The 21,921-nt window shown below is 59.0% G+C and carries 20 protein-coding genes; 14 read left to right on the top strand and 6 right to left on the bottom strand.

The genetic code is table 11. The features are described from left to right. Positions 1–31 precede the first annotated feature (31 nt). The 11 genes from OQ273_RS03645 (at position 32) to OQ273_RS03695 (ending at position 13,368) form a co-directional block, all read left to right on the top strand. Positions 32–1,063 (top strand): ABC transporter permease, encoded by a 1,032-nt coding sequence (locus OQ273_RS03645; protein ID WP_267989118.1) that lies wholly within the window; start codon positions 32–34, stop codon positions 1,061–1,063. Then, positions 1,060–1,893 carry an ABC transporter permease gene (locus OQ273_RS03650; RefSeq protein ID WP_267989119.1) on the top strand — a complete coding sequence of 278 codons (834 nt, stop codon included), beginning with the start codon at positions 1,060–1,062 and terminating at the stop codon, positions 1,891–1,893. Before OQ273_RS03645 ends, OQ273_RS03650 begins: the two co-directional genes overlap by 4 nt. Next, positions 1,890–2,768 carry an ABC transporter ATP-binding protein gene (locus tag OQ273_RS03655; protein WP_267989120.1) on the top strand — a complete coding sequence of 293 codons (879 nt, stop codon included), beginning with the start codon at positions 1,890–1,892 and terminating at the stop codon, positions 2,766–2,768. Before OQ273_RS03650 ends, OQ273_RS03655 begins: the two co-directional genes overlap by 4 nt. Then, on the top strand, positions 2,765–3,595 hold the full coding sequence (locus tag OQ273_RS03660) for an ABC transporter ATP-binding protein (protein ID WP_267989121.1): 831 nt from the start codon (positions 2,765–2,767) through the stop codon (positions 3,593–3,595). Before OQ273_RS03655 ends, OQ273_RS03660 begins: the two co-directional genes overlap by 4 nt. Continuing rightward, positions 3,585–4,085 carry a GAF domain-containing protein gene (locus OQ273_RS03665; RefSeq protein ID WP_267989122.1) on the top strand — a complete coding sequence of 167 codons (501 nt, stop codon included), beginning with the start codon at positions 3,585–3,587 and terminating at the stop codon, positions 4,083–4,085. Before OQ273_RS03660 ends, OQ273_RS03665 begins: the two co-directional genes overlap by 11 nt. Continuing rightward, entirely contained in the window at positions 4,085–6,157 is a 2,073-nt protein-coding gene (locus tag OQ273_RS03670; RefSeq protein ID WP_267989123.1) for a hydantoinase/oxoprolinase family protein, read from the top strand. Before OQ273_RS03665 ends, OQ273_RS03670 begins: the two co-directional genes overlap by 1 nt. Before the next feature lie 10 nt (positions 6,158–6,167). Further along, positions 6,168–7,826: a hydantoinase B/oxoprolinase family protein gene (locus OQ273_RS03675; protein ID WP_267989124.1), complete on the top strand. Its 1,659-nt coding sequence runs from the start codon at positions 6,168–6,170 to the stop codon at positions 7,824–7,826. A 75-nt stretch (positions 7,827–7,901) separates the two neighbouring features. Beyond that, positions 7,902–9,002: a M24 family metallopeptidase gene (locus tag OQ273_RS03680; protein WP_271292087.1), complete on the top strand. Its 1,101-nt coding sequence runs from the start codon at positions 7,902–7,904 to the stop codon at positions 9,000–9,002. Positions 9,003–9,005: 3 nt separating this feature from the next. After that, on the top strand, positions 9,006–10,577 hold the full coding sequence (locus OQ273_RS03685) for a hydantoinase B/oxoprolinase family protein (protein WP_267989126.1): 1,572 nt from the start codon (positions 9,006–9,008) through the stop codon (positions 10,575–10,577). A gap of 100 nt (positions 10,578–10,677) precedes the next feature. After that, positions 10,678–11,658 carry an ABC transporter substrate-binding protein gene (locus OQ273_RS03690; RefSeq protein ID WP_267989127.1) on the top strand — a complete coding sequence of 327 codons (981 nt, stop codon included), beginning with the start codon at positions 10,678–10,680 and terminating at the stop codon, positions 11,656–11,658. Between the two features lie 3 nt (positions 11,659–11,661). Further along, positions 11,662–13,368, top strand: coding sequence for an ABC transporter permease (locus OQ273_RS03695; RefSeq protein ID WP_267989128.1), 1,707 nt, complete (start codon positions 11,662–11,664; stop codon positions 13,366–13,368). Positions 13,369–13,389: 21 nt separating this feature from the next. Here the strand turns inward: OQ273_RS03695 and OQ273_RS03700 are convergent, their stop codons facing one another. Further along, a complete protein-coding gene (locus OQ273_RS03700; RefSeq protein ID WP_267989129.1) occupies positions 13,390–14,424 on the bottom strand; it encodes an ABC transporter ATP-binding protein in 1,035 nt (344 codons plus the stop codon). A 175-nt stretch (positions 14,425–14,599) separates the two neighbouring features. On the opposite strand from OQ273_RS03700, the gene OQ273_RS03705 reads away from it, so the two are divergent. Further along, on the top strand, positions 14,600–14,938 hold the full coding sequence (locus OQ273_RS03705; protein WP_267989130.1) for a protein tyrosine phosphatase family protein: 339 nt from the start codon (positions 14,600–14,602) through the stop codon (positions 14,936–14,938). Here OQ273_RS03705 and OQ273_RS03710 read toward each other — a convergent pair. The 5 genes from OQ273_RS03710 to OQ273_RS03730 all read right to left on the bottom strand — a co-directional run bounded on the left by OQ273_RS03710 (position 14,935) and on the right by OQ273_RS03730 (position 19,128). Beyond that, positions 14,935–16,113, bottom strand: coding sequence for a CaiB/BaiF CoA transferase family protein (locus tag OQ273_RS03710; protein ID WP_267989131.1), 1,179 nt, complete (start codon positions 16,111–16,113; stop codon positions 14,935–14,937). The genes OQ273_RS03705 and OQ273_RS03710 overlap by 4 nt on opposite strands. Beyond that, complete coding sequence (locus tag OQ273_RS03715; protein ID WP_267989132.1) at positions 16,106–16,915, bottom strand: TerC family protein; 810 nt, start codon at positions 16,913–16,915, stop codon at positions 16,106–16,108. The genes OQ273_RS03710 and OQ273_RS03715 overlap by 8 nt, the downstream gene beginning before the upstream one ends. Before the next feature lie 108 nt (positions 16,916–17,023). Beyond that, positions 17,024–17,995, bottom strand: coding sequence for an alpha/beta fold hydrolase (locus OQ273_RS03720; protein WP_267989133.1), 972 nt, complete (start codon positions 17,993–17,995; stop codon positions 17,024–17,026). Between the two features lie 42 nt (positions 17,996–18,037). Further along, positions 18,038–18,775: a DUF6969 family protein gene (locus OQ273_RS03725; protein WP_267989134.1), complete on the bottom strand. Its 738-nt coding sequence runs from the start codon at positions 18,773–18,775 to the stop codon at positions 18,038–18,040. A 119-nt stretch (positions 18,776–18,894) separates the two neighbouring features. Continuing rightward, on the bottom strand, positions 18,895–19,128 hold the full coding sequence (locus OQ273_RS03730; protein WP_267989135.1) for a hypothetical protein: 234 nt from the start codon (positions 19,126–19,128) through the stop codon (positions 18,895–18,897). A gap of 343 nt (positions 19,129–19,471) precedes the next feature. Here OQ273_RS03730 and ettA point away from each other — a divergent pair, with 343 nt between their 5' ends. Beyond that, complete coding sequence (ettA, locus tag OQ273_RS03735; protein ID WP_267989136.1) at positions 19,472–21,121, top strand: energy-dependent translational throttle protein EttA; 1,650 nt, start codon at positions 19,472–19,474, stop codon at positions 21,119–21,121. A 29-nt stretch (positions 21,122–21,150) separates the two neighbouring features. After that, entirely contained in the window at positions 21,151–21,831 is a 681-nt protein-coding gene (locus OQ273_RS03740) for an SDR family oxidoreductase (protein ID WP_267989137.1), read from the top strand. The last annotated feature ends 90 nt before the right edge of the window (positions 21,832–21,921 follow it).

A 21,921-nucleotide genomic window follows, 5' to 3' on the forward strand; every position in this document is an offset into this window, starting at 1 on the left:
GCCTCCGGCTCGAAGAAGGCTGCATCATCGCATGTCACCCCTGGTTCGCCTCCTTTTGAAGCGGCTGTCGATCTCGGTCATCGTTCTGATCGGTGTATCGATGCTGATCTTCACCATCGCCCGCGTGATTCCGGGCGATCCGGCCCGTATTGCGCTCGGGCCGAACGCGACGACCGAACAGGTGGAGCAGCTTCGCGACAAATTGCATCTGAACGAGCCGATCTACGTTCAATACGGCTATTTCGTTCGTGATTTTGCACGCGGCGACCTCGGTGTTTCGCTTTACACGAACCGCCCGGTCATGACCGATATTGCTCAGTTCCTGCCGGCGACGCTCGAACTCGTGATCGTCGCCGGCATTTTCATGATCGGCCTCGGTATTCCGCTCGGCATTGCCTCGGCGCGTTATCGCGGCAAGACGGCCGACAATATTATCCGTGTCATATCGTTGCTCGGCGTTTCGGCCCCCAGCTTTGTGTGGGCCGTTATTCTAATGCTGCTCTTTGCATTCTTCCTGCCGCTCTTTCCCATCGCCGGGCAGATTTCCGACACGCTTACCGTACCGCCGAGGATCACCGGCTTTCTCCTGGTGGACAGCCTGATCACTGGTCACTTTGCAGCCTTCTTCAGCGCGCTCCATCACATCATCCTGCCGGCCTTTGCGCTTGCACTTTCCGGGATCGGTCAGGCCGCCAGGCTGACGCGCTCCAATATGGTCGAGACCTATGACAAGCCTTATATCGAAATGGCACGGTCCTATGGGTTTCCAGCGCGGCGGATTGCCAACCGTTACGCCTTCCGGCCCTCGCTGATCCCGTCTTTGACAATCATTGGTCTCGATTTTGCCGCCATGTTGGGCAACGCCTTTCTGGTGGAGGCGGTCTATGGCTGGCCGGGCCTGTCGCGCTATGGCGTTCAGGTGATCCTGCGCAAGGATCTCAATGCCATTGTCGGAACCGTGCTGGTCATCTCCGCGACCTTCCTGATCGTCAATATCATTGTGGATCTGCTGATCGCCTATATCAATCCGCGCATCCGGCTGGCGGAAAGGAGCGGCTCATGAGGCGTACGCTCTATATTCTCTTATCCAATCCGCTCTCCGCGATCGGCCTGTTTCTTGTCACCACGGTTGTCTTTGCCGCCGTCTTTGCCGATTTTATCGCGCCGTTCCCCTCCCATCGCGGCGCCGTGGTGGATTTTTCAAACTTCAACCAGCCGCCGCACTGGCCGAATATTTTCGGCACCGATCTCGTAGGCCGCGATGTTTTCTCGCGCATTCTTTATGCCTACCGCATTTCACTGATGCTGGGCGTGGTGGTTCTGGCGATTGCTGTGCCGATCGGTGTCACGGTCGGGCTTGCCGCCGGCTATCTCGGCGGCTGGGCGGAGTTTGTCCTTATGCGGCTGACGGATGTTTTCCTGTCGATCCCGCCCCTGGTGCTCGCCATGTCAGTGATGGGGCTTCTGGAGCCGACACTGACAAACGGCATGCTAGCGGTCACAACCATGTGGTGGCCCTGGTATGCGCGGCTTGTCTACAACGTCACCCGCTCCGAGGCACAGGAAGGCTACGTGCTTGCCGCGGAGATCATCGGCGCGTCCCGCTTGCACATCATGTTCCGGGAAATCCTGCCCAATTGCGTGCCGTCCATCGTCACCAAAATGACGCTGGATCTCGGTTTCGTCATTCTTATCGCATCCTCGCTGTCGTTTCTTGGTCTTGGCGTGCAAGCCCCGACGCCTGATCTCGGATCCATGGTCGCCGAGGGCGGTAATTATCTGCCGGATTCCTGGTGGCTGACAGTGTTTCCATCGCTCGCCATTCTCATTGCCGTTTTCGGCTTCAATCTCTTGGGCGATGCGTTGCGGCAAGTTCTGGGGAGCGATCAATGAGTGATGCACTGCTCGACATTCGTGATCTTCGGCTTGCGTTCAAGGGATATTCGGGTCTGACCGAAGTGCTGCATGGCATTTCACTCAAGGTGGGCGCGGGTGAAAAGGTTGCCCTGGTCGGCGAATCCGGCTCAGGCAAGTCCGTGACCGCGCGGATCATACTGGGCCTGCTGCAGGAACTGCGCTCGGCCAAGGTTTCTGGGTCTGTCTTTTTTGACGGGCAGGACCTGGAGAAACAGCCACTGAAGGTGCGCCAGGGTTTGCGCGGTACCAGCATGTCGATGATCTTTCAGGATCCGACCTCTTCTCTTAATCCGGTTTATCCGATCGACGTTCAGTTCATCGAGGTGCTGAGGCGCGGATCAACGGGCATCGCGGAAGCCGACGCGCGTTTGCGGGCCGTGTCGCTGCTGACAGATGTTTCCATACCGGAGCCCGAACGGGTGCTTGCATCCTATCCGTTCCAGCTTTCCGGCGGCATGAACCAGCGGGTGATGATCGCCATGGCGCTTGCCAATGAGCCGTCGCTTCTGATTGCCGATGAGCCGGGGACGGCGCTGGATGTCACCGTGCAGGCCCAGACCCTTCATCTGATGCGCGATCTTGTCGAGCGGCGCGGAACGTCGGTGCTTTTCATCTCGCACAATCTGGGTGTGGTGCGCGAGTTCGCGGACCGGGTCTATGTGATCTACAAGGGCCGGCTCGTCGAACATGGTGAGACCTACGAGCTGTTTCATAATCCCCGTCACCCCTACACAAAGGCACTGATGGCCGCCGTTCCGCGCATCACAGGTGGCGGTATTCCGGAAATCGACGAAGCTATGGACGGGTTTCATGATGCGATGATCGATCATGAGGCGGGGGTTTCGCGATGAGCTTGACCACGTCCACTCACGACACCGTGCTGGAGGCGAAGGGTGTCTCCAAGGTCTTCATGACCTCAACGCATGAGGTAAAGGCACTTGATTCGGTGTCTTTGACTGTGATGCGTGGTGAGTGCCTGGCGATCGTCGGTGAGAGCGGTTCGGGCAAGACCACATTCGCCAACATGCTGCTTGGCATCTATCCGCCAAGTGCCGGGGAGCTGCTGTTGGACGGCGCACCCCTGCCGACACGGCGTACCTTGCCGCTGCGGCGCGCCATTCAGCTTGTCCAGCAAAACCCGCTGTCATCGCTCAATCCGCGCCGCACCGTCGGTGCCTCGCTGCGGCTGGCGCTCGACGTTCACGATATCGGTGACCGGCCGGGCCGGGCGGGGCGGGTTGGTGCCCTTCTTGAAGAGGTGGGGCTGCCTTCCGAATTCGCGCAGCGATATCCCTCGGCGCTTTCCGGCGGCCAGCGCCAGCGTGTGGCCATTGCACGTGCGCTGGCATGCGGGCCGGAAATCCTGGTTCTGGACGAGCCGACTTCGGCGCTTGATGTGCTGGTTCAGGCGCGCGTCCTCAAGCTACTTGATGAACTGCGGCGTCAGCGAACCCTGACCTACGTTTTCATCACGCACGACCTTGGCGTGGTGCGCAATATTGCTGACCGGGTCGCCGTGTTCGAGCGCGGCAAACTGGTAGAGCAGGCCGAGACCGAAGAAATCTTCGAGCGGCCCCAAAACGCCTATACACGAAGCCTGATCGGGGCGATCCCGGTTATCACCGACGAAGAATTGGATCTTCGCCGGAAAGTCATGGAGGAAAACGGTGTCGGCTGAAGACATGATTATCGAGTTTACGGAGGCGGCTGGCAACGCGACAGATGTTTCGGAGGTCCAAAAGGCACTTGAGGAGCTGACGCAGGCGCGCATCGGCGTGAAGCTGTTCACGCTGATGACGTTCGACCGCGAATCCCGCCTTGCGCGGCGCAGCTACACCAATATGCCCGATGCCTATCCCAGTTCCGGAACCAAGCCGGTGGGCAGCGATCACTGGACTTCGCATGTCCTGGATGGGCGTAACTCATTCGTCGCAAACGATATTGAAAGCATTGCGGCGGTTTTCGACGATCATGAACTGATCCAATCGCTTGGATGCGAGTCGGTTCTCAACGTGCCGATCGTGGTCGGTGGGGAAGTCCTCGGAACGATCAATTGCCTGCATGAGGCAGGCTTTTATACGCCGGACAAGGTCGCTGCGGCAGAGATTCTAAAACTGCCGGGAAGCGTTTGTTTTCTCATGGAAAAATTGAGCAAGGGAGGCCAGTGATGGCGAACTCCACAATTCGTGTCGCAACCGATGTCGGGGGTACGTTCACCGATCTGGTCTGTTTTGAAACCGATGAGAACGGCGCCTCCAGCATCCGTACTGCAAAGTCGGATACGACGCCGCCGGATTTTGAGAAGGGCGTCCTGAACGTTCTTGAAAAGGGCGGTGTCGATCCCGGAACGGTCGACTTTCTGGCGCATGGCACCACCGTTGTCATCAACGCTTTGACGGAGCGCAAGGGCGTCAAGGTCGGGCTCATCACCACAACAGGTTTTCGCGACATTCTTGAGATTGCCCGCGGTAACCGTCCCGACTTCTTCAATCTGCATTATAAAAAACCGCCACCCTTTGTGCCCCGTTATCTGCGTCGGGAGCTTCCGGGACGCATGAGCTACCGGGGCGAGGAGCTGCAACCGCTTGAGATGTCGGGCCTGCCTGCAATCCTCGACGGGTTCCGGGAAGAGGGTGTCGAGGCGGTCGCCATCTGTTTCCTTCATTCTTATGCCAACCCCAAGCACGAACAGGCCGTTCTCGCTGAAGTGGGCAGGCTCTGGCCGGACGTCTCGGTTGTTTCATCGCACCAGATTACCCGCGAATGGCGCGAATATGAGCGCACGAATACAGCGGTCCTGTCTGCCTATGTCCAGCCCATTGCGGAGCGTTATCTTTCAAGGCTGAGCGAAGGGCTGGCGAGCCGCGATTTCAAGGGCAGTCCCTATATCATGCAGTCCAATTGCGGTGTGGATTCCCTGGAGTCGGTGTCACGCATCCCCATCACAATGGTTGAATCGGGACCGGCATCCGGCTTCTGGGGCGCAGCGGAACTCGGCAAGCTCATCGATGAGCCCAACATCCTTGCGCTCGATATTGGCGGCACGACGGCCAAATGCTCGCTGATCGAGAATGGCCAGGTCCGCATCATGACGGATTACTGGATCGAGAAGGACCGCACCTCGGCGGGATACCCGATCATGGTGCCCGTGGTTGACCTCGTGGAGATCGGCAATGGCGGCGGCTCCATCGCCTGGGTCGACGATTTCAAGAAGCTGCATGTGGGCCCCCAATCGGCCGGCGCTCTGCCGGGGCCTGCCGCCTATGGCAAGGGCGGCACCGACGCGACCACCACGGACGCCAATCTTTATCTCGGGCGCATCAACAAGGACTATTTCTGCGGCGGCGAGATCGATGCGGACATGAATGCTGCCAATTCCGCGATTGAAACGGTCGCCGGCAAGCTTGGTGTGAACGCAAAAGAGGCGGCGCGTGGCATTGTGCGGATCGCCAACAACAACATGGTCAACGCGCTCAAGCTGGTGTCGCTGAACCGGGGTTTCGACCCGCGCGATTTCACACTTGTGGCCTTTGGCGGTGGCGGCGCCATGCATGCCGTGGCGCTGGCCGCCGAACTTGGCGTGAAGAAAGTGGTCGTCCCGGCAGGTGCGTCGGTGTTCTCGGCCTGGGGCATGATGATGTCTGATCTCAGGCGGGACTATTTTGTCACGCGTCTGGTCGATCTTTCCGAAGGCGGAGCAAGGGAGATCGAAGCGCTCTTTGCCGAGACGGAGGAGCAGGCGCGGGCGCAGTTCGCGCAGGAGGGCATTGACGGTGCGCGTGTATCATTCCTGCGTTTCGGCAAGTTCCGCTATCAGAATCAGGAGCACACGACCGAGGTGCTTGTGCCGGAAGGCGAGATTACCGGTGAGCGCCTTGCCGAGATCGAGGCGCTTTTCCACGAGACCTATGAGCGCGAATACACCTACCGTCTGGACGCTCCGGTCGAGATGGTCGGCATCCATCTGGTTGCCTCGGCCGAAGTCGGCAAGCTGACGATGAAAGAGCAGCCAATGGGCGATGCGGATGCGAGCCCTGCGATCAAGGGCAGGCGGAGCGTGGACTACGCGCTCGACGGTGAGCATGAGAGCATGATCTTTGACGGGCTGGCTCTCAAGCCCGGCATGGCATTCGACGGACCGGCTATTGTTGAGGACCCCGGGACCACGGTGGTCATCCACCCCGGCAGCAGCGCCCGGATCGATGCCTATGGCAATATTCATATCGAACTCGGCGCATAGGGAGGCGGTTATGAGCAGCAACGATCCGATCACGCTGGAAATCATCCAGAACTCGCTCCAGGCGACCGCCGATGAGATGTTCGCCGCCATGCGCAAGACGGCGATGAGTTCGATCATCTATGAGGTGCTCGATATGGGTACCGGCATTATGGACGCCAAGGGACAACTGGCGTCATCGGGCGCGGGCATTCCAGCCTTTATCGGTGTGCTCGACAAGGCGGTGCAGGTGATCATCGAGAAATTCGACAAGCCGGGCGATATTCAGCCCGGGGACGTCTTTACGACGAACGATCCCTATTATGGCGGCGTTACCCATCTGAACGATATCGTCGTCGCAATGCCGGTCTTTGCCGACGGGCGCATCATCGCCTGGACCGCCAATATCGCGCACAACTCCGATGTCGGCGGCATGGCGCCGGGGTCGCTTTCGGGCGAGGCGACGGAAATTTTCCAGGAAGGTCTCCGGCTGCCGGCGGTCAAGATCATCTCAAAGGGCGAGCCGATCCGACCGGTGATGGACATCATCAAGGTCAATTCCCGCATGCCCGACGTTCTGGAGGGCGATGTCTGGGCGGCTATTGCTTCGGTGAGAGTCGGGGACAAGCGGCTTGTAGAGCTGGCGGAAAAATACGGAACCGAGACCTTTGAACGGGCGATGTCGTCTTTCATGGACTTTGGCGAGGAGGTCTCGCGCAAGGCGCTTGCCGATCTGCCGCAAGGCACGTTTGAACTCTCCGAAGAGCAGGATGACGGGCGGATTTTCAATGTGAAGATCACCATCGGAGCGAACGAGTTCACCGTTGACCTGACGGATAATCCGGACCAGTCTGACAATCCGGTCAACACCAGCCGCGACGGAGTCATGGTCTGTGCGCAGATGATCTTCAAATCGCTGACCGATCCCTATTCACCGGCCAATGGCGGCTCGTTCCGCCCGATCAATCTACTGACCCGCGAAGGCTCGGTCTTTCACGCAAAGGAGCCGGCGCCGATCGGTTTCTATTACGAAATCGAGCTTCGGGTTTACGATCTGATGTGGCGCTGCCTTGCGCCGCATATGCCGGAACGTCTGGCCGCAGGCCATTTTGCCTCCGTCTGCGGTACATTTATCGGCGGTATCCATCCCGATACCGGGCGGCAGTATACGATCATCGAACCGCAGCTCGGCGGCTGGGGCGCGAGCCGTGATGGCGATGGAAACAGCGCTGTTTTCTGCGGTTTTCATGGCGAGACCTACAATTGTCCGGCGGAGATTAACGAGGCGCGCAACGGGCTTTATGTCGACCGTCTGGAGCTCAACATGGAACCCGGCGGAGAGGGTCGCTTCACAGGTGGGCGTGGCATTGTCATGGACTACCGCGTGCGGGCCGACAACGGCTTTCTGACAGCCGGTTATACGCGCTCGAAGTTCCCTGCCTGGTCCATCGATGGCGGGCGGGAAGGGTCTCCCAACTATGTGGAATTCCGGCCCAAGGAGGGAGAAACCGAGCGCTATGCATTTGTTTCCGGTCTTGCCACCAAAAAGGACGATGTCATTCGCGTGGTGACCGGAAACGGCGCCGGGCTGGGCGATCCGAAGGAACGCGATCCCGATGCGGTGCGCCGCGATGTGAAAAACGAACTCATCAGCCCTGAGCGGGCCGAAGAGATTTATGGCGTGAAAAGCTGACATGACCGGGAGGCAGCCGCACCACATTCATATGCGGCTGTGGTGATGGCGGACCTGAATTTTAAAGAGGATATGATGACCAATACGATTGCAGACAAGATCAATGCGTTGCGCAGCCGCATGGCGGAGGAGAGTGTCGATCTGATTGCCATTGGCCCGGGCGCGCACATGAAATGGCTGCTCGGATTTTACCCGCATCCGGATGAGCGTCCGTGCCTGTTGTTCGTTAGCCGAACGGCTGAGACCTTTTTGATGCCGGCGATGAATGCCGAGGGGACCCGGCAGGAGACCGATATCGGCTTTCATACCTGGGACGATGCGGACGGCCCCGACGCGGCCTTGAAAGCCGCGCTCAGCGAGATTGGGGCAGAGGGTGCGCGCAACGTTGTTGTCGATGAGGCCATGCGTGCCGATTTTGCCTTGCTTGTGCTGGATGCCTTACCCGGAGCCGTCCACAGTTTCACCGGCGCAACTTTGGGCGCGCTCAGAATGCGCAAGGGTGACGATGAATATCGCGAACTGAAAAAGAACGCGCTTTTGGCCGACGAAGCCATGAAAGCGGCCTTTGCTGCCGCGCGTCCCGGCATGAGTGAAATTGAACTCGCGGATGTTATTTCGCAGAGCTTTATCGCCAATGGCGCGCGCCCCTTATTCCGCATTGTCGGGACAGGCGGGAATGGTGCGTTTCCGCATCACCACACCGGAGAAACGGTCATTCAGGCCGGCGATGTGATTGTCATCGATATCGGGGCGCAGGCCGGCAACTATCCGTCCGACATCACCCGTTCCGTTGTCGTGGGCGATGCGCCGGACGACTATGACAAAGTGCACGCGATCGTCGACAGTGCGGTCAAAGCGGCCATGGGTGCGGCGAAACCCGGTGTCAAAGCCCGGGATGTCGATGCGGCGGCGCGCAAGGTCATTGCCGATGCAGGCTACGGGGAATATTTCGTACACCGCACTGGTCACGGCATGGGCATTGAAGTGCATGAGCCGCCTTACATCACATCGACATCGGATACTGTCCTTGAAGAGGGCATGGTGTTTTCCATCGAGCCAGGCATCTATCTACCGGGTCGGTTCGGCATCCGGCTGGAGGACATCGTGATCCTTCGTGCCGATGGCCCCGAAATCCTCTCAGAATTGCCGCGCGATGCGCACAAAGTGAGCGTATAGGCGATGGCTCCGGCACCGGGGGAAGACCCGTTCACCACGGCCGTTATCCAGGCGAGCCTCGTTGCAGCGGCCGATGAGATGTTCGCCGTGCTGCGCAAGACGGCGATGAGCCCGATCATTTACGAGGTTTTGGATGTCGGCACGGGCATAACGGATGGCGAAGGCAATCTTGTCAGTTCCGGAGCAGGAATTCCGACCTTTGTCGGCGTGCTGGACAAGGCCGTGCGGCGCATTCTGGAACTGCACGGCATGGAGGCGATACGGCCGGGTGATCTGTTCATCACCAACGATCCCTACTATGGCGGCGTGACGCACCTTAACGACGTTGTGCTGGCGCTGCCGGTCTTTGCCGAGGGCAGACTCATCGCCTGGTGCGCCACGATTGCCCATTGGAACGATATTGGCGGACGGGTGGCCGGGTCAATGTCGACCGAGGCAACGGAGATATTCCAGGAAGGTTTGAGGTTGCCAGCGGTCCGGCTTTTCGAGGCCGGCGAAAAAGTCGGGTCGGTCTTCGATATCATTGCTGCCAATTCTCGGTTGCCGGATTTTGCGAATGGCGATTTGTGGGCGCAGGTCGCCGCTTGCCGCATCGCCGAGCGGCGCATTGCCCAACTGACGCAAGCGCATGGCATCGAGGCCTTTGACGCCGCGCTCGTTTCGCTGTTCGAAGGGGGGGAAAAGAGAGGTCTTGCCGGGCTTCGAGACCTGCCGCAGGGGACCTACGAGATCCAAGAGGAGCAGGATGACGGTGCGCTGTGGCGCGCCGCGATCACCATCGCAAGCGACCGGTTCACCGTTGATTTGCGCGGCAATCCGTCGATGCGTGATGCGCCCTATAACACCAGCCGGGACGGGGCTGTGATCTCGGCGCAGATGATCTTCAAGGCGCTGACCGATCCGTCGCTCTTTGCCAATGCCGGTTCCTTCCGGCCTCTGCAAGTCATAACGGAGCCGGGCACTGTCTTCCATGCAACCGGAAACACGCCACACGGCTATTATTTTGAAACCCGCATTCGTCTTTACGACATGCTGTGGCAATGTCTGGCGCGTGCCATGCCGGAGCGCTTGCCGGCGGGGCACTTTGCTTCCATCTGCGGCACGGTTTTGGCCGGCGAACATCCCGATACCGGTCGCAGATACACAATGGTCGAGCCGCAAATGGGCGGTTGGGGCGCGACCTCCAGCCGCGACGGGCTCGACGCGATGTATTCATGCAGTCATGGTGAGACTTACAATTGTCCGGTCGAAGTCGCCGAGGCGCGCTACGGTCTGGGTGTCGACTACAAGAGGCTCAGCGACGGCGATGAAGGGCAGGGCCGCTTCATTGGCGGAAAAGGGCTCTCTGTCTGTTACAGCCTGCGCGGCGAGGCGCTGCTTTCGGCCGGCTACAGCAGAAACAGAATTCCAGTCTGGGGGCTGGCGGGCGGCCAAACGGGTGGAACCAACGGCTTTGCCATAATGCGTGGTGACAGAACGCGCGAGCCGCGGGCGTTTGCCAGCGGCGTTGAGCTGAAATCGGGCGACAGGATTGAGATCGACACCGCCAATGGCGGAGGTTGGGGTGAGCGCTGAAAACCGATCCACAGCGCTTCAGGGAATTGAAATATGCGCGTCACACTGTGCGGATAAACCTGAGTGTCAATTCAAGTTTAATCCACACAGGTGCTTACCCATGAAAAGACTGATCCTTACATCCATTGCCGCTATGGCGCTGGCTGGCCAGGCCCTGGCTGCCGATGTCTCCGGCAAGCTGGTGCTCTACACATCGCAGCCGAACAAGGATGCGCAGGCAACCGTCGATGCCTTCAAGGCAAAATATCCCGATGTCGAGGTCGAGTGGATCCGGGACGGGACAACCAAGGTGATGGCCAAGCTGCGTGCGGAGTTCGAGGCCGGCGCGCCGCAGCCCGACGTGTTGCTGATTGCTGACATGGTGACGATGGAGGGCCTGAAAGCCGAAGGTCGGTTGATGGCCTATGAGGGCGCCGATATCACCGCCTACGATCCGGCGATCATGGACAAGGATAAAACCTATTTCTCAACCAAGCTGATCACCTCCGGCATTATGTACAACACCAATGCCCCGATGAAACCGACATCTTACAGCGATCTTCTGAAACCGGATGCAAAGGACAAACTGGCCATGCCGTCGCCGCTGACCTCGGGTGCGGCAACGATCCACATGGCAGCGCTGACAGGCAATCCGGAGCTGGGCTGGGATTATTATGAAGGTCTCGCTGAACAGGGCGCCAACCCCAAGGGGGGCAATGGCGGAACCTACAAGGCCATTGCCGGCGGTGAGAAGCTCTATGGCTTCGTCGTCGATTTCCTGCCGATCCGAAACAAGCTTGAGGGCGCGCCGGTCGAGTTTGTCTTTCCGGCCGAAGGCGTTTCCGCCGTGACCGAGCCCGTCGCCATCCTATCGACGGCGAAGAACCCCGATGCTGCCAAGGCTTTTGTCGATTTCCTGATTTCGGAAGACGGTCAGAAGCTCGCCGCCGGCCAGGGTTATCTTGCCGCACACCCCGCGATCGATCCTCCCAAGGGATTTCCGCCGCGCGATCAGATCAAGCTCATGCCTTTCGATCCTGCCGCGGCGCTTGCGGACGACAAGGAAAACAAGATGAAGTTTACGGAAATTTTTGGCGGCTGATATTTGCGCAAAGTCCTGACTGTGAGCGGCGAGGGGGCAACCCTCGCCGTTCTTTTGCTGATTTCCCTGTTTCTTTTCGGGTTGCCCTTGCTCCTGCTGCTTGAGACGGGTCTTTCCGACGGGCAGGGCTGGTCGATCGCTCCTCTCTTGGGTGCGATGGAGAGTCGATCCGTCCTGCGGGCGCTTTGGCATTCATTGGAAAGCAGTTTTCTCTCCGCGCTCTTTGCACTTGGTCTCGGTACCGTTATGGCGGTGATTATCGGTCTTACCGATGTACGGGCGAAGGCGGTCCTGGTCTTTCTAGTTCTTTTGCCGATGATGATACCGCCGCATGTGACGGCGATCGCGTGGATACAGGCGCTTGGTCCTTCCAGTCCCATATTGCAGTGGCTGTCCATCGCGCCGCCGCTGGGCAGCACCCACCCGCTCTATTCGCGCGGGGGTGTCGTCTTCCTTCTGGGCATCCAGCATGCCCCGCTGGTGTTTCTTCTCGTCAGGGCCGGCCTGCGCGGATTGCCCAAGGACCTTTTCGATTCCGCGCGGGTAAGCGGGGCGAGGCCGCAGCTGGTCATCCGACGCATTCTGGTACCGCTCCTCGTGCCGTCTCTGATCGCCGGATTTGCACTGGCATTTGTTTCGGCGCTCGGGAATTTCGGCATTACGGCGCTGCTGGGAATTCCTGCGCGTTATACCACCCTGCCGGTGCTGATCTGGCGCAGGCTTGCGAGTTTCGGACCGGATGTTCTCACCGATGTTGCGGTTCTCGCCGTTATCATCGCCTTTGTTGCGATTGTGGTGGTTATGGCCCAGATCGCCTGGCAGAACCGGGCGAAAATCGGCCTTATCAGCCAGTCGCAGCAGCCCCTGCGCATCGTGCTGGGCCGCTGGCGACCCGTTGCCGAGGCTCTGATTCTTCTGATCATCGCCGCAACCCTTGTCCTGCCGATTGCCTCGCTGCTTGCAACCTCCCTGGTTCGCACATACGGGCTGCCTCTTGCCGCCGAGACGTTCACTCTGGCAAATTATCTGGAAGTTCTGGTCCGCCAGTCGGTGACGCTCAGGGCCTTTGCCAATTCCACGCTGATTGCAGGTTCGGCGGCGATCATGCTCGGCTTTTTTGCGGCCTTTGTGGGATATTACCTGAACCAGAGGGGCGCACGCCGTATTATGGCGGGCGGCATTGCGGGCATGGGAGACATCGCCTATGCCATCCCGGGCCTGGTGATATCGGTCGGTTTTATCCTGGCCTTTATCAAACCTCTGCCGCTTGTGAATGTCTCCCTTTACGGGACCTGGGGGATCATTTTTCTTGCCTATCTTTGCGCCTTCTTCTCGATTGCGCTAAAGCCAGTCGGCGCGGCCTACGGGCAGCTCGACCGGTCGCTTGATGATGCGGCGCGTGTTGCCGGAGCCCGTTTCTTCCTGAGGATCAAGCGTATCTTTCTGCCTTTGGTGATGCCGTCCGCTGCCTCCGGCGCCATTCTGGTATTTCTGACGGCCTACAATGAGGTCACCGTATCGGCGCTCCTCTGGTCGACGGGCAATGAGACCATCGGAACGACCATTTTCAACTATGAGGATGGCGGCTACACGACGCTCGCGGCCGCCATGTCGAGCATAACCGTCCTTGCAACCGTCCTTTTGATGCTGGCGCTTAACCTTTTCTCGGGCCGGATGCCGGCCGGTGTCATTCCCTGGCGCGATGAATGACCGGGTGCGCCGCGTGAGGCTTCAGAGGTTGTCGGGAAGGAGCCAGGCTGAATTGACCGTCACCGGAAGCGTCTCGCCAATCTCCAACCTCTTTTGCACCGTGACGGGCAGGGTATCTTCCAGGCCTTCAATGGCGACCCGCGCATCCCAGCTTCCGCCGCGATAGGCGACCGTCGTCACCCTTGCATCCCGGCCGTCGTCGCCGATCGCGATATCGGATGGGCGGATGACAGCCCTGTGCATGTTTCGGCTGCCTCGCGCCGAAGCGCCGGTATCGACCGGCTTGCCGCCGATCATCACATGACCATCCGGATCGGTGGTCGCAGCAACAATGCCGCTTCGTCCGACAAAACGCGCCACTTTCTCGGTGGCGGGACGGTTGTAGATCTCCTCCGGTGTGCCGACCTGCAGGAACCGGCCATCGTCCATAACGGCAATATGGCTCGCAAGCGCCATGCCTTCGCGCTGATCGTGGGTGATAAAAAGCGTCGTTGCTCCGGCCATACGATGAAATGTTGCCAGTTCCTCCTCCATCGCATTCCTGAGATGGGGATCAAGATTGGCCAGGGGTTCATCCATCAGGATGATGCGGGACTGCCCGGCAAGGCATCGTGCGAGTGCGACACGCTGGCGCTGTCCACCCGAAAGTTCCGATGGTTTGCGGCCCTCAAGGCCTTCAAGTGAAACGGCTTTAATCTGCGCATCGGCAATGCTGGCGGCGGTCTTGGCATTGCCGCCCGAGGCGGTGACCGGGAAAGACACGTTTTGCCGGACATTCATATGCGGCCACAGTGCATAGGACTGAAAGACCATACCGATCTTCCTGTCTTCCGGCGAGATATGCGTCTGCGGTCCCGATACAGTTTTGCCGTCGATAAGGATTTCCCCGTCGTCGAGCGTCTCAAGACCCGCAATAAGGCGCAAAAGCGTGCTCTTGCCGCATCCGGATGGTCCGAGGATGACAAAGAACTCACCGTCCGGAATCTCTGCTGAGACTTTGTTTACCGCGGCATGATCCGCGAAGGTCTTCAGGGCCGATCTTATGACGACGGACAATTGTTTTCCGCTCCCATGTTCTATCCTGCAAAAGGTTGCTACCGGACAATTCCATCCGAATACAACAATCGATCTTCATGATTGTGACAGTATGTTCTGGTCGCAGGTCAATCACATGGCAAGACCGTCATTTGGCTGCTATAAGCGAGCTGACGGGCTTTTCAGGAGGTGTACGGTGGAAATCAGGCAGATCAACGATGAGTATTCGGTTGCAGGTCAGATAACAGTCGAAGACCTTGAGACAATTGCGGCCATGGGTTTCAAGTCGATCGTTTGTCACCGGCCCGACAACGAAACGGAAGGTCAGCCTTCCTATGGGGAACTGGCCGCCGCCGCGGCGGCGCGCGGCATTGAAATGCGCCACATTCCAGTCGGACGCGAAGGGATCAGTTTTGAACTGGTTCAGGCCTTTGTCGATGCGCTCGATGAAATGGATCGCCCGATGCTGGGCTATTGCCGCTCGGGCGCGCGTTCGACGGCGATTTATCAACAGACCCTGCACATCAGGGCTTAACGCCCTTCAAGCTTCCTCAGTTCTGCGCGGACTTCGTCATTGTGTTCGCCGAGACGCGGGGAGGGGCGTGCATTGCCGGGCGGCGTTTCAGACATCTTGATCGGAGAGGCAACGCCGGGGATTTTTGTACCACGTCCGTCATCAAGCTCGACACGCATGTTGCGGGCCTTGATTTGCGGGTCGTCAAACATCTCGCCAATGGAATTGATCGGGCCGGCGGGCACGGCATTGTCCTTACACTGGTCCAGCAGGCTCGAACGTTCGAATTTCTGTGTCGCTCCGCAGAGGCGTTCGCGTAGATGCGATCGGTTCGCCACCCTGTCCCGGTTGGTGGCAAATCTTGGATCGGCCGCGATGTCGTCGGCACCGAGGATCTTGCACAGGCGCTGAAACTGGCCGTCATTGCCGATCGCAAGGATCAGATAGCCATCGCTTGTCGGGACGACCTCATAGGGCGAGATATTGGGGTGGAAGTTGCCGAGCCGCGTCGGGCTTTGTCCGGTCGCCAGAAAATTCATGTTCTGATTGGACAGGATCGCCGCCTGGCTATCAAGCAGCGCCATGTCGATATGCTGGCCCTTGCCGGTTCTCATGGCGTGGATGAGGGCGGCCTGGATCGCCGATACGGCGTAAAGGCCGGTCACGATGTCGGCAATCGCCACGCCGGCTTTCATTGGCTGGCCGTCGGGTTCGCCGGTGATGGACATGAAGCCGGACATGCCCTGAATAATGAAGTCGTAACCGGCATGGGAAGCATAGGGTCCGCTGTGTCCGAAGCCGGTGATGGAGCAATAGACGAGCTTTGGATTGATGGCGCACGCGCTCTCATAGTCCAGGCCGTATTTCTCAAGACCCCCGGTCTTGAAGTTCTCGATCAGAATGTCGGCTTGGGCAACGAGCTGGCGTACGAATTCCTGATCTTCCGGGTCGCGCAGATCTGCCGTGACCGACCGCTTGCCGCGGTTCGTCGAGTGGAAATAGGCTGCGCCAAGGTTTTCTCCGTCCGCTCCGGTCAGGAAGGGCGGCCCCCAGTGTCTTGTGTCGTCGCCGCCCTTCGGGTTTTCCACCTTGACCACATCCGCACCCAGATCGGCGAGAATCTGCCCCGCCCAGGGCCCGGCCAGAACCCTGGCCAGTTCAACAACTCGGATGCCCTCAAGCGACGCATTAGACATTATGGGCTCTTGCCTCCCGGCGTTTTGCGGCTGCTTCCAGAAGAATCCGTTTCTGATAGCGGCTCTGTACGATTTCCACGGCGACCAGGGTCACCAGGACGAAGTAGAAGGTGGATTTTGCCATTGGCTCAATGGCATGACCGAAGAAGGCCAGATGACCTATATGGCCTCCATCCGACATCAGCATGACGCCAACCAGCAACAGGACAAAAAGTCCCAGTACCTCATACATCCGGTTTTTCTGCAGAAAGCTCGCAACTTTATCCGCCATCAGCACCATCAGGGCGCCGGAGACGACAATGGCGGCGGTCATGACGATGAAGTTTTCTGTCAATGCAACCGCTGAAAGCACTGTATCGAATGAGAAAACCAGGTTCATCGCGACGATCCATATCAGTGCGGTTCTCACCGATCGCCTTGGCGCGGCATCTTTTTGATGTTCGAGGTCGTCCACCCCGATCATGTGGTAGATTTCCTTCATGGCCGTGTAGATGAGGAAGATGCCGCCAGCCAGCACAATCAGTGAATGGCCGCTCACTGCTCCCGAAAACCACGGATGATTGACCGTGAAGAGCGGAGCTTGAAGCATCGCGATGAGTTGCAGGACAGCGAACAAGAGGACGATGCGCAACACGATGGCGAGGGTGATGCCCACACGCCGCACCCATGATTGTTGCGCCGGGTCGACCTGTTTCGCCTCGATCGAAATGTAGAGAAGATTGTCAAATCCAAGCACGGTTTCGAGTGCGGTCAGCACCAGAAATGTGGTCAGATTGTCGAGTGTGAAGAGAGTTTCCAGCATGGGCCATCCCCGTTTTGCCTTTATGCTTTGGCCCGTGGTAGCAAACCGTCATCGCCAACGCTATGACAATTTGCCGCAGCGCAAGCTATGTCCGGGAAAAGGCTCTTTTCAGCTTGTCGCCTTGGCGCTGCGTTGCAATGCCGACAGCGCCCAGGCGGCGAAATCCTCCATGGCTCCGCGGGCGCCGGGCGGGGCCGATTCGTTCAGCGTCTCGTGTCGCAGGCCTTCATAGATGCGTCCCGTCACGTCCTTCTTCCCATGGCTGCACAGTTTCCTGGCGAACCACGTTACCGCTCCCCCCTTTGCAGTGGCCGGGTCCTGGCCGCCTCCCACCAGATGGACCGGCATTGTGTTCGGCAGGGCGGCCAGAGCACGCGGATTGCTGCCGCGAAACGCCATGGCAAAAATGTCCTGCCAAAGGCTGACCGTCGCATCCCATCCGCAAAGCGGGTCTTCGATATAGGCCGAGACAGCTGCCGGATCGTGCGAGAGCCAGTCGAATGGCGTTTCAGCTTTCCTGATCGCCTTGCCCCAGGCCTGGAATGTCAGCCTGGGCAGCATGCCGCTTGGAACGTCGGATCCTTTCAGCATCCTTTCGGCAGCAAGAAGGGCCTGGGCAATGCGGCCTTCAAAGCCCATCTTGAAGTTGGAATTCCAGACAGCGAGCGCTGCCTGCCTGTCAGGATGGGAGAGCGCGAAGTTCATGGCGATGAGGCCGCCCATGGAGTGTCCGAAGGTGATCAGCGGCGCATCCGCATACTGTTTTTGCGCGTGCAGATTAACGGCAAGCGTATCGGCGACGGTTTTCTCCCAACCGCGTCCCGCCGCTGCTGTGGCAAAGCGGCCCAGCGGCGCATCGTCTGCCCTTGTGTGTCCGTGTCCGCGGTGATCGTGTGCAAAAACGGCAAAGCCGATCTGTGACAGGTACTGCGCAAAGGGCAGGTAGCGTGCCGCATGCTCGGCCAGGCCGTGGTTGATCTGCACGACGGCGCGCAGTCTGTCCTTCGGGTGCATGTGAAAGAGGTTTAGGTTTGCCCCGGTCGGTGATGCAAGGGTGGTCTGTTCGTCAAAACCGCTCATGACGCGAGCTTGCACGCGCCGGAGAAAAAGCGCAATGCCACGTCAGGCGTCGAGAGCTTCCTCTATCGCGGCAATCTGACCGCCGAGATCAAAAGGGAAAGAGGACAGGACTTCGATATCCTCGTCTTCGGAGAACCCTTCCGGGTCCTTTTCGCGAAGCCGGGCAATTTCGATGTCGCGCTCGCGCAGGCTCCATTCGATCTGGGGCCGGAAAAGTTTCAGCGCCGCGACCAGCCATCTGCTGGTCAGCGCATATTCCTCATTGTCGAGATCGAAGAAATCCAGAAGCCTGATGACTTCTTCGGCCGGATATTGCCATTCCATCGCAACCCAGCGGTTGACGGTGAAAATGCGCATCGGCGTACCGGACTGGTCGAAGGAGATGGCCACCAGATGGCAGAGCCCGCCAAGCTCGAAATCGGGCTCGGGCGGCAAGGCGATGGGCTCTATACCGTCCTGTACATGTTCGGTGTAGACAAACAGGTGGAAGTGGCCGTGCTCGGCCCAAGGGCGTGCCTCCGGATCCTCCGAATGGGCGTGATAAAACCACAGGGCGCCCTTTTCCCGGTCATGCACATCGCCGGGTGGATAGTGCTGCCACTGGGTGAATGCATCCGGCGCCGTTGAGCTCAGCACGTCGATCAGGATATGTTTTTCCTCTTGCGCCGCCTGCTCGAGCACGCCGATCATGTCATCCGCCGCCTTCTGCATGGCCTCAAGGTCGGACCGGGGCAGGCTTTTGAAGTCAATTTTCGGATCGTCGCGTACCGGGCTGTTCATTACGTCGGCCAAGGGAAATCATCTTTCGAAAAGTCTTATCAGGAAATATGCCAGGGGAACACAAGGTTCCGGCAGACGTTTGCCGGGAACCTGACGGCTCCCGGCAAACGGGAAACGCGTCAGTTGGTCTTTTTTGCTCCGCAGGCGCCACATGCGCCGCAGGCACCACATGCGCCGCAAGCCTTTTTCTTGGCGCCACAGGCACCACAGGCACCGCAAGCAGCACAGGCGCTGACCTTGGTCGATCCGCAAGCACCGCAGCCTGCAACGGCCGGCGTAGTCGCAGCAACCGCAGCAGCCAGGCCGCCACTGACGACCATCATTGCGAGAGCTTTTTTGGATTTGCTGTTCATAGAATTCTCCTCTGGAATTTCGCCGAAACTGTTTCGGCCCGCCCCAACCTAGCCGAAGGAATTGTAAACTGGTGTCACGATGAGATTGCGGAAAATCACGCTTTTGCGAGGCCGGCGTGAGGGGTGGGCAGATTGGGGACAAATAGTCACCAAGTCTTACGGTTCGGCATTTTGCGTGACTGATTGTGGTGGATTGGCGGGTATGCTCAGCACGGCGCCGTCCCGGGCCGAGCCTGCCGCTTGCTCCCTATAGGTCGCATATTTGCGTTGCCCTTGGGGCACGGTTTGCATAAAAGCGGGGCAATCCCGATTTCATCCGTATTTATGAGGAAGTTTGCGCGCGATGGCACGCCAGTTCATTTATCACATGGCCGGCCTGAATAAGGCCTATGGCTCCAAGAAAGTCCTGGAGAATATTCACCTGTCCTTCTACCCCGATGCCAAGATCGGGATTCTCGGACCGAACGGTGCCGGCAAATCCACGGTTCTGCGCATCATGGCAGGCCTTGATACCGAGTTCAGCGGTGAAGCCTGGGTGGCTGAAGGTGCAACTGTCGGCTATCTGCCGCAGGAGCCTGAGCTCGATGAGACAAAAACCGTGGCGGAAAACGTCATGGAAGGCGTGGCGGAGCAAAAGGCCATTGTCGACCGCTACAACGAGCTGATGATGAACTATTCCGACGAGACTGCGGAAGAGGGCGCCAAGCTTCAGGACATTATCGATGCGCAGAACCTTTGGGATCTCGACAGCCAGGTCGAGATGGCCATGGATGCGTTGCGCTGTCCGCCCGGCGACAGCCCGGTCGCCAACCTGTCGGGTGGTGAAAAACGCCGTGTGGCTCTGTGCCAGCTGCTGCTTTCCCAACCGGATCTGCTGCTGCTTGACGAGCCGACCAACCACCTTGATGCCGAGACGATCGCATGGCTGGAAAAACACCTGCGGGAATATCCGGGCGCCGTCCTGATGATCACGCACGATCGCTACTTCCTCGACAATGTGACAGGCTGGATCCTGGAGCTCGACCGGGGCAGGGGCATTCCGTACGAGGGCAACTATTCGGCCTATCTTGAAAAGAAGGCCAAACGCATGGCCCAGGAGGGCCGCGAAGAGGCCAACAGGCAAAAGGCGATGTCACGCGAGCAGGCCTGGATCGCGTCCAGTCCGAAAGCGCGCCAGGCAAAATCCAAGGCGCGTATCAGGGCCTATGACGAACTGGTCCAGTCGGCTGGAGACCGGAGGCCGGGCGATGCGCAGATTCTTATCCCCGTCGGTGAGCGCCTCGGGCAGGTGGTCATCGAGGCCGAGCACCTTTCGAAAGGTTATGGCGACAAACTGCTGATCGATGATCTGGAATTCAAGCTGCCGCCCGGCGGCATAGTCGGCGTTATCGGACCGAACGGCGCCGGCAAGACGACCTTGTTCCGGATGATCACCGGCCAGGAGACACCGGATAACGGATCAATCACTGTCGGAGATACCGTTGATTTGAGCTATGTCGATCAAAGCCGGGATGCGCTCGACCCGGACAAGACGGTCTGGGAGGAAATCTCGGGCGGCAATGACATCATCAAGCTTGGACCGCATGAGGTGAATTCGCGAGCCTATTGCTCGAACTTCAATTTCCGCGGCGGCGATCAGCAGCAAAAGGTCGGTACGCTCTCGGGCGGTCAGCGCAACCGTGTGCATCTCGCCAAGATGCTGAAATCGGGCGGTAACGTGGTTCTGCTCGACGAACCGACGAACGATCTCGACACAGAAACGCTCGCGGCGCTTGAAGATGCGCTTGAGAGTTTTGCCGGCTGTGCCGTTATCATAAGCCACGACCGCATGTTCCTCGATCGGTTGGCGACGCATATACTGGCGTTTGAGGGCGACAGCCACGTGGAATGGTTCGAAGGCAATTTCGAGGACTATGAGCAAGACAAGATCCGCCGGCTGGGTCCTGAAAGCGTCAATCCGAAGCGGGTCACCTACAAGCGGCTGACGCGCTGAGGCCGTACTAGCCCCGGAGGGCAAGGAAGATGACAACGATCCTGATAACCGGTGTGGGCAGAGGCATTGGCCATCAGTTGGCGCGCCAATCGCTTGACAAGGGTTGGACTGTCATCGGTTCGGTTCGTGAGGCCTCTCACGCTGATCGGCTGAACGATCTTGCTGCGGACCGGTTCCGGCCTCTGGTGTTCGATGTGCGCGACGGCGCGGCGGTCGAGGCGGCCGCAAGCGGTGTCGATACGCCGATCGACATTCTGATCAACTGCTCCGGCATCATCGGGCCGGAGAGGCAATCCGTTCTCGATATGGATTTTGACGGATTTGCCGACACGCTGGCCGTCAACACGGTGGGGCCGCTGCGCATCATTCATGCCTTCCTGCCGCATATTCGCAGAAGCGAGCACGGACGTATCGTTACCCTGTCGAGTTATATGGGCTCGATGTCGCATACGAAATCGGACCGGATCGCCTACCGTGCATCCAAGGCGGCGGTGAATAAGGTGATGCAGGGGCTGTCAGGCGAGCTGCGTGCCGAGGGGATTGCCGTGGCAACCGCGCATCCGGGCTGGGTGCGCACTGATATGGGTGGAAACCTCGCCGATATCAGTGTCGAGGAGAGCGCCGGCGGTGTCCTTGAACTGTGCGAACAGCTCAATTTGTCCAATAGCGGACATTTCTGGAACTGGGACGGCGAGCATCTTTCCTGGTGATGCGGTGGCGGGTTTGATTGCGATCGCCCGGACGTTCTACCCATAGTTCGCATGCGACATTTTAAGTTGTTGTTGCGCCGCATGGTGAAA

The organism is Hoeflea prorocentri, from assembly GCF_027944115.1.
Lineage (GTDB): Bacteria > Pseudomonadota > Alphaproteobacteria > Rhizobiales > Rhizobiaceae > Hoeflea_A > Hoeflea_A prorocentri.

Excerpts from the sequence above, each read along its gene's own strand:
- OQ273_RS03715 (WP_267989132.1), bottom strand. The coding sequence starts at position 16,915 with ATGCTGGAAACTCTCTTCACACTCGACAATCTGACCACATTTCTGGTG.
- OQ273_RS03725 (WP_267989134.1), bottom strand. The coding sequence starts at position 18,775 with ATGAACAGCCCGGTACGCGACGATCCGAAAATTGACTTCAAAAGCCTG.
- OQ273_RS03650 (WP_267989119.1), top strand. The coding sequence starts at position 1,060 with ATGAGGCGTACGCTCTATATTCTCTTATCCAATCCGCTCTCCGCGATC.
- OQ273_RS03730 (WP_267989135.1), bottom strand. The coding sequence starts at position 19,128 with ATGAACAGCAAATCCAAAAAAGCTCTCGCAATGATGGTCGTCAGTGGC.
- OQ273_RS03670 (WP_267989123.1), top strand. The coding sequence starts at position 4,085 with ATGGCGAACTCCACAATTCGTGTCGCAACCGATGTCGGGGGTACGTTC.
- OQ273_RS03680 (WP_271292087.1), top strand. The coding sequence starts at position 7,902 with ATGACCAATACGATTGCAGACAAGATCAATGCGTTGCGCAGCCGCATG.
- OQ273_RS03660 (WP_267989121.1), top strand. The coding sequence starts at position 2,765 with ATGAGCTTGACCACGTCCACTCACGACACCGTGCTGGAGGCGAAGGGT.
- ettA (WP_267989136.1), top strand. The coding sequence starts at position 19,472 with ATGGCACGCCAGTTCATTTATCACATGGCCGGCCTGAATAAGGCCTAT.
- OQ273_RS03675 (WP_267989124.1), top strand. The coding sequence starts at position 6,168 with ATGAGCAGCAACGATCCGATCACGCTGGAAATCATCCAGAACTCGCTC.
- OQ273_RS03690 (WP_267989127.1), top strand. The coding sequence starts at position 10,678 with ATGAAAAGACTGATCCTTACATCCATTGCCGCTATGGCGCTGGCTGGC.
- OQ273_RS03685 (WP_267989126.1), top strand. The coding sequence starts at position 9,006 with ATGGCTCCGGCACCGGGGGAAGACCCGTTCACCACGGCCGTTATCCAG.
- OQ273_RS03655 (WP_267989120.1), top strand. The coding sequence starts at position 1,890 with ATGAGTGATGCACTGCTCGACATTCGTGATCTTCGGCTTGCGTTCAAG.
- OQ273_RS03720 (WP_267989133.1), bottom strand. The coding sequence starts at position 17,995 with ATGAGCGGTTTTGACGAACAGACCACCCTTGCATCACCGACCGGGGCA.
- OQ273_RS03645 (WP_267989118.1), top strand. The coding sequence starts at position 32 with ATGTCACCCCTGGTTCGCCTCCTTTTGAAGCGGCTGTCGATCTCGGTC.
- OQ273_RS03740 (WP_267989137.1), top strand. The coding sequence starts at position 21,151 with ATGACAACGATCCTGATAACCGGTGTGGGCAGAGGCATTGGCCATCAG.
- OQ273_RS03710 (WP_267989131.1), bottom strand. The coding sequence starts at position 16,113 with ATGTCTAATGCGTCGCTTGAGGGCATCCGAGTTGTTGAACTGGCCAGG.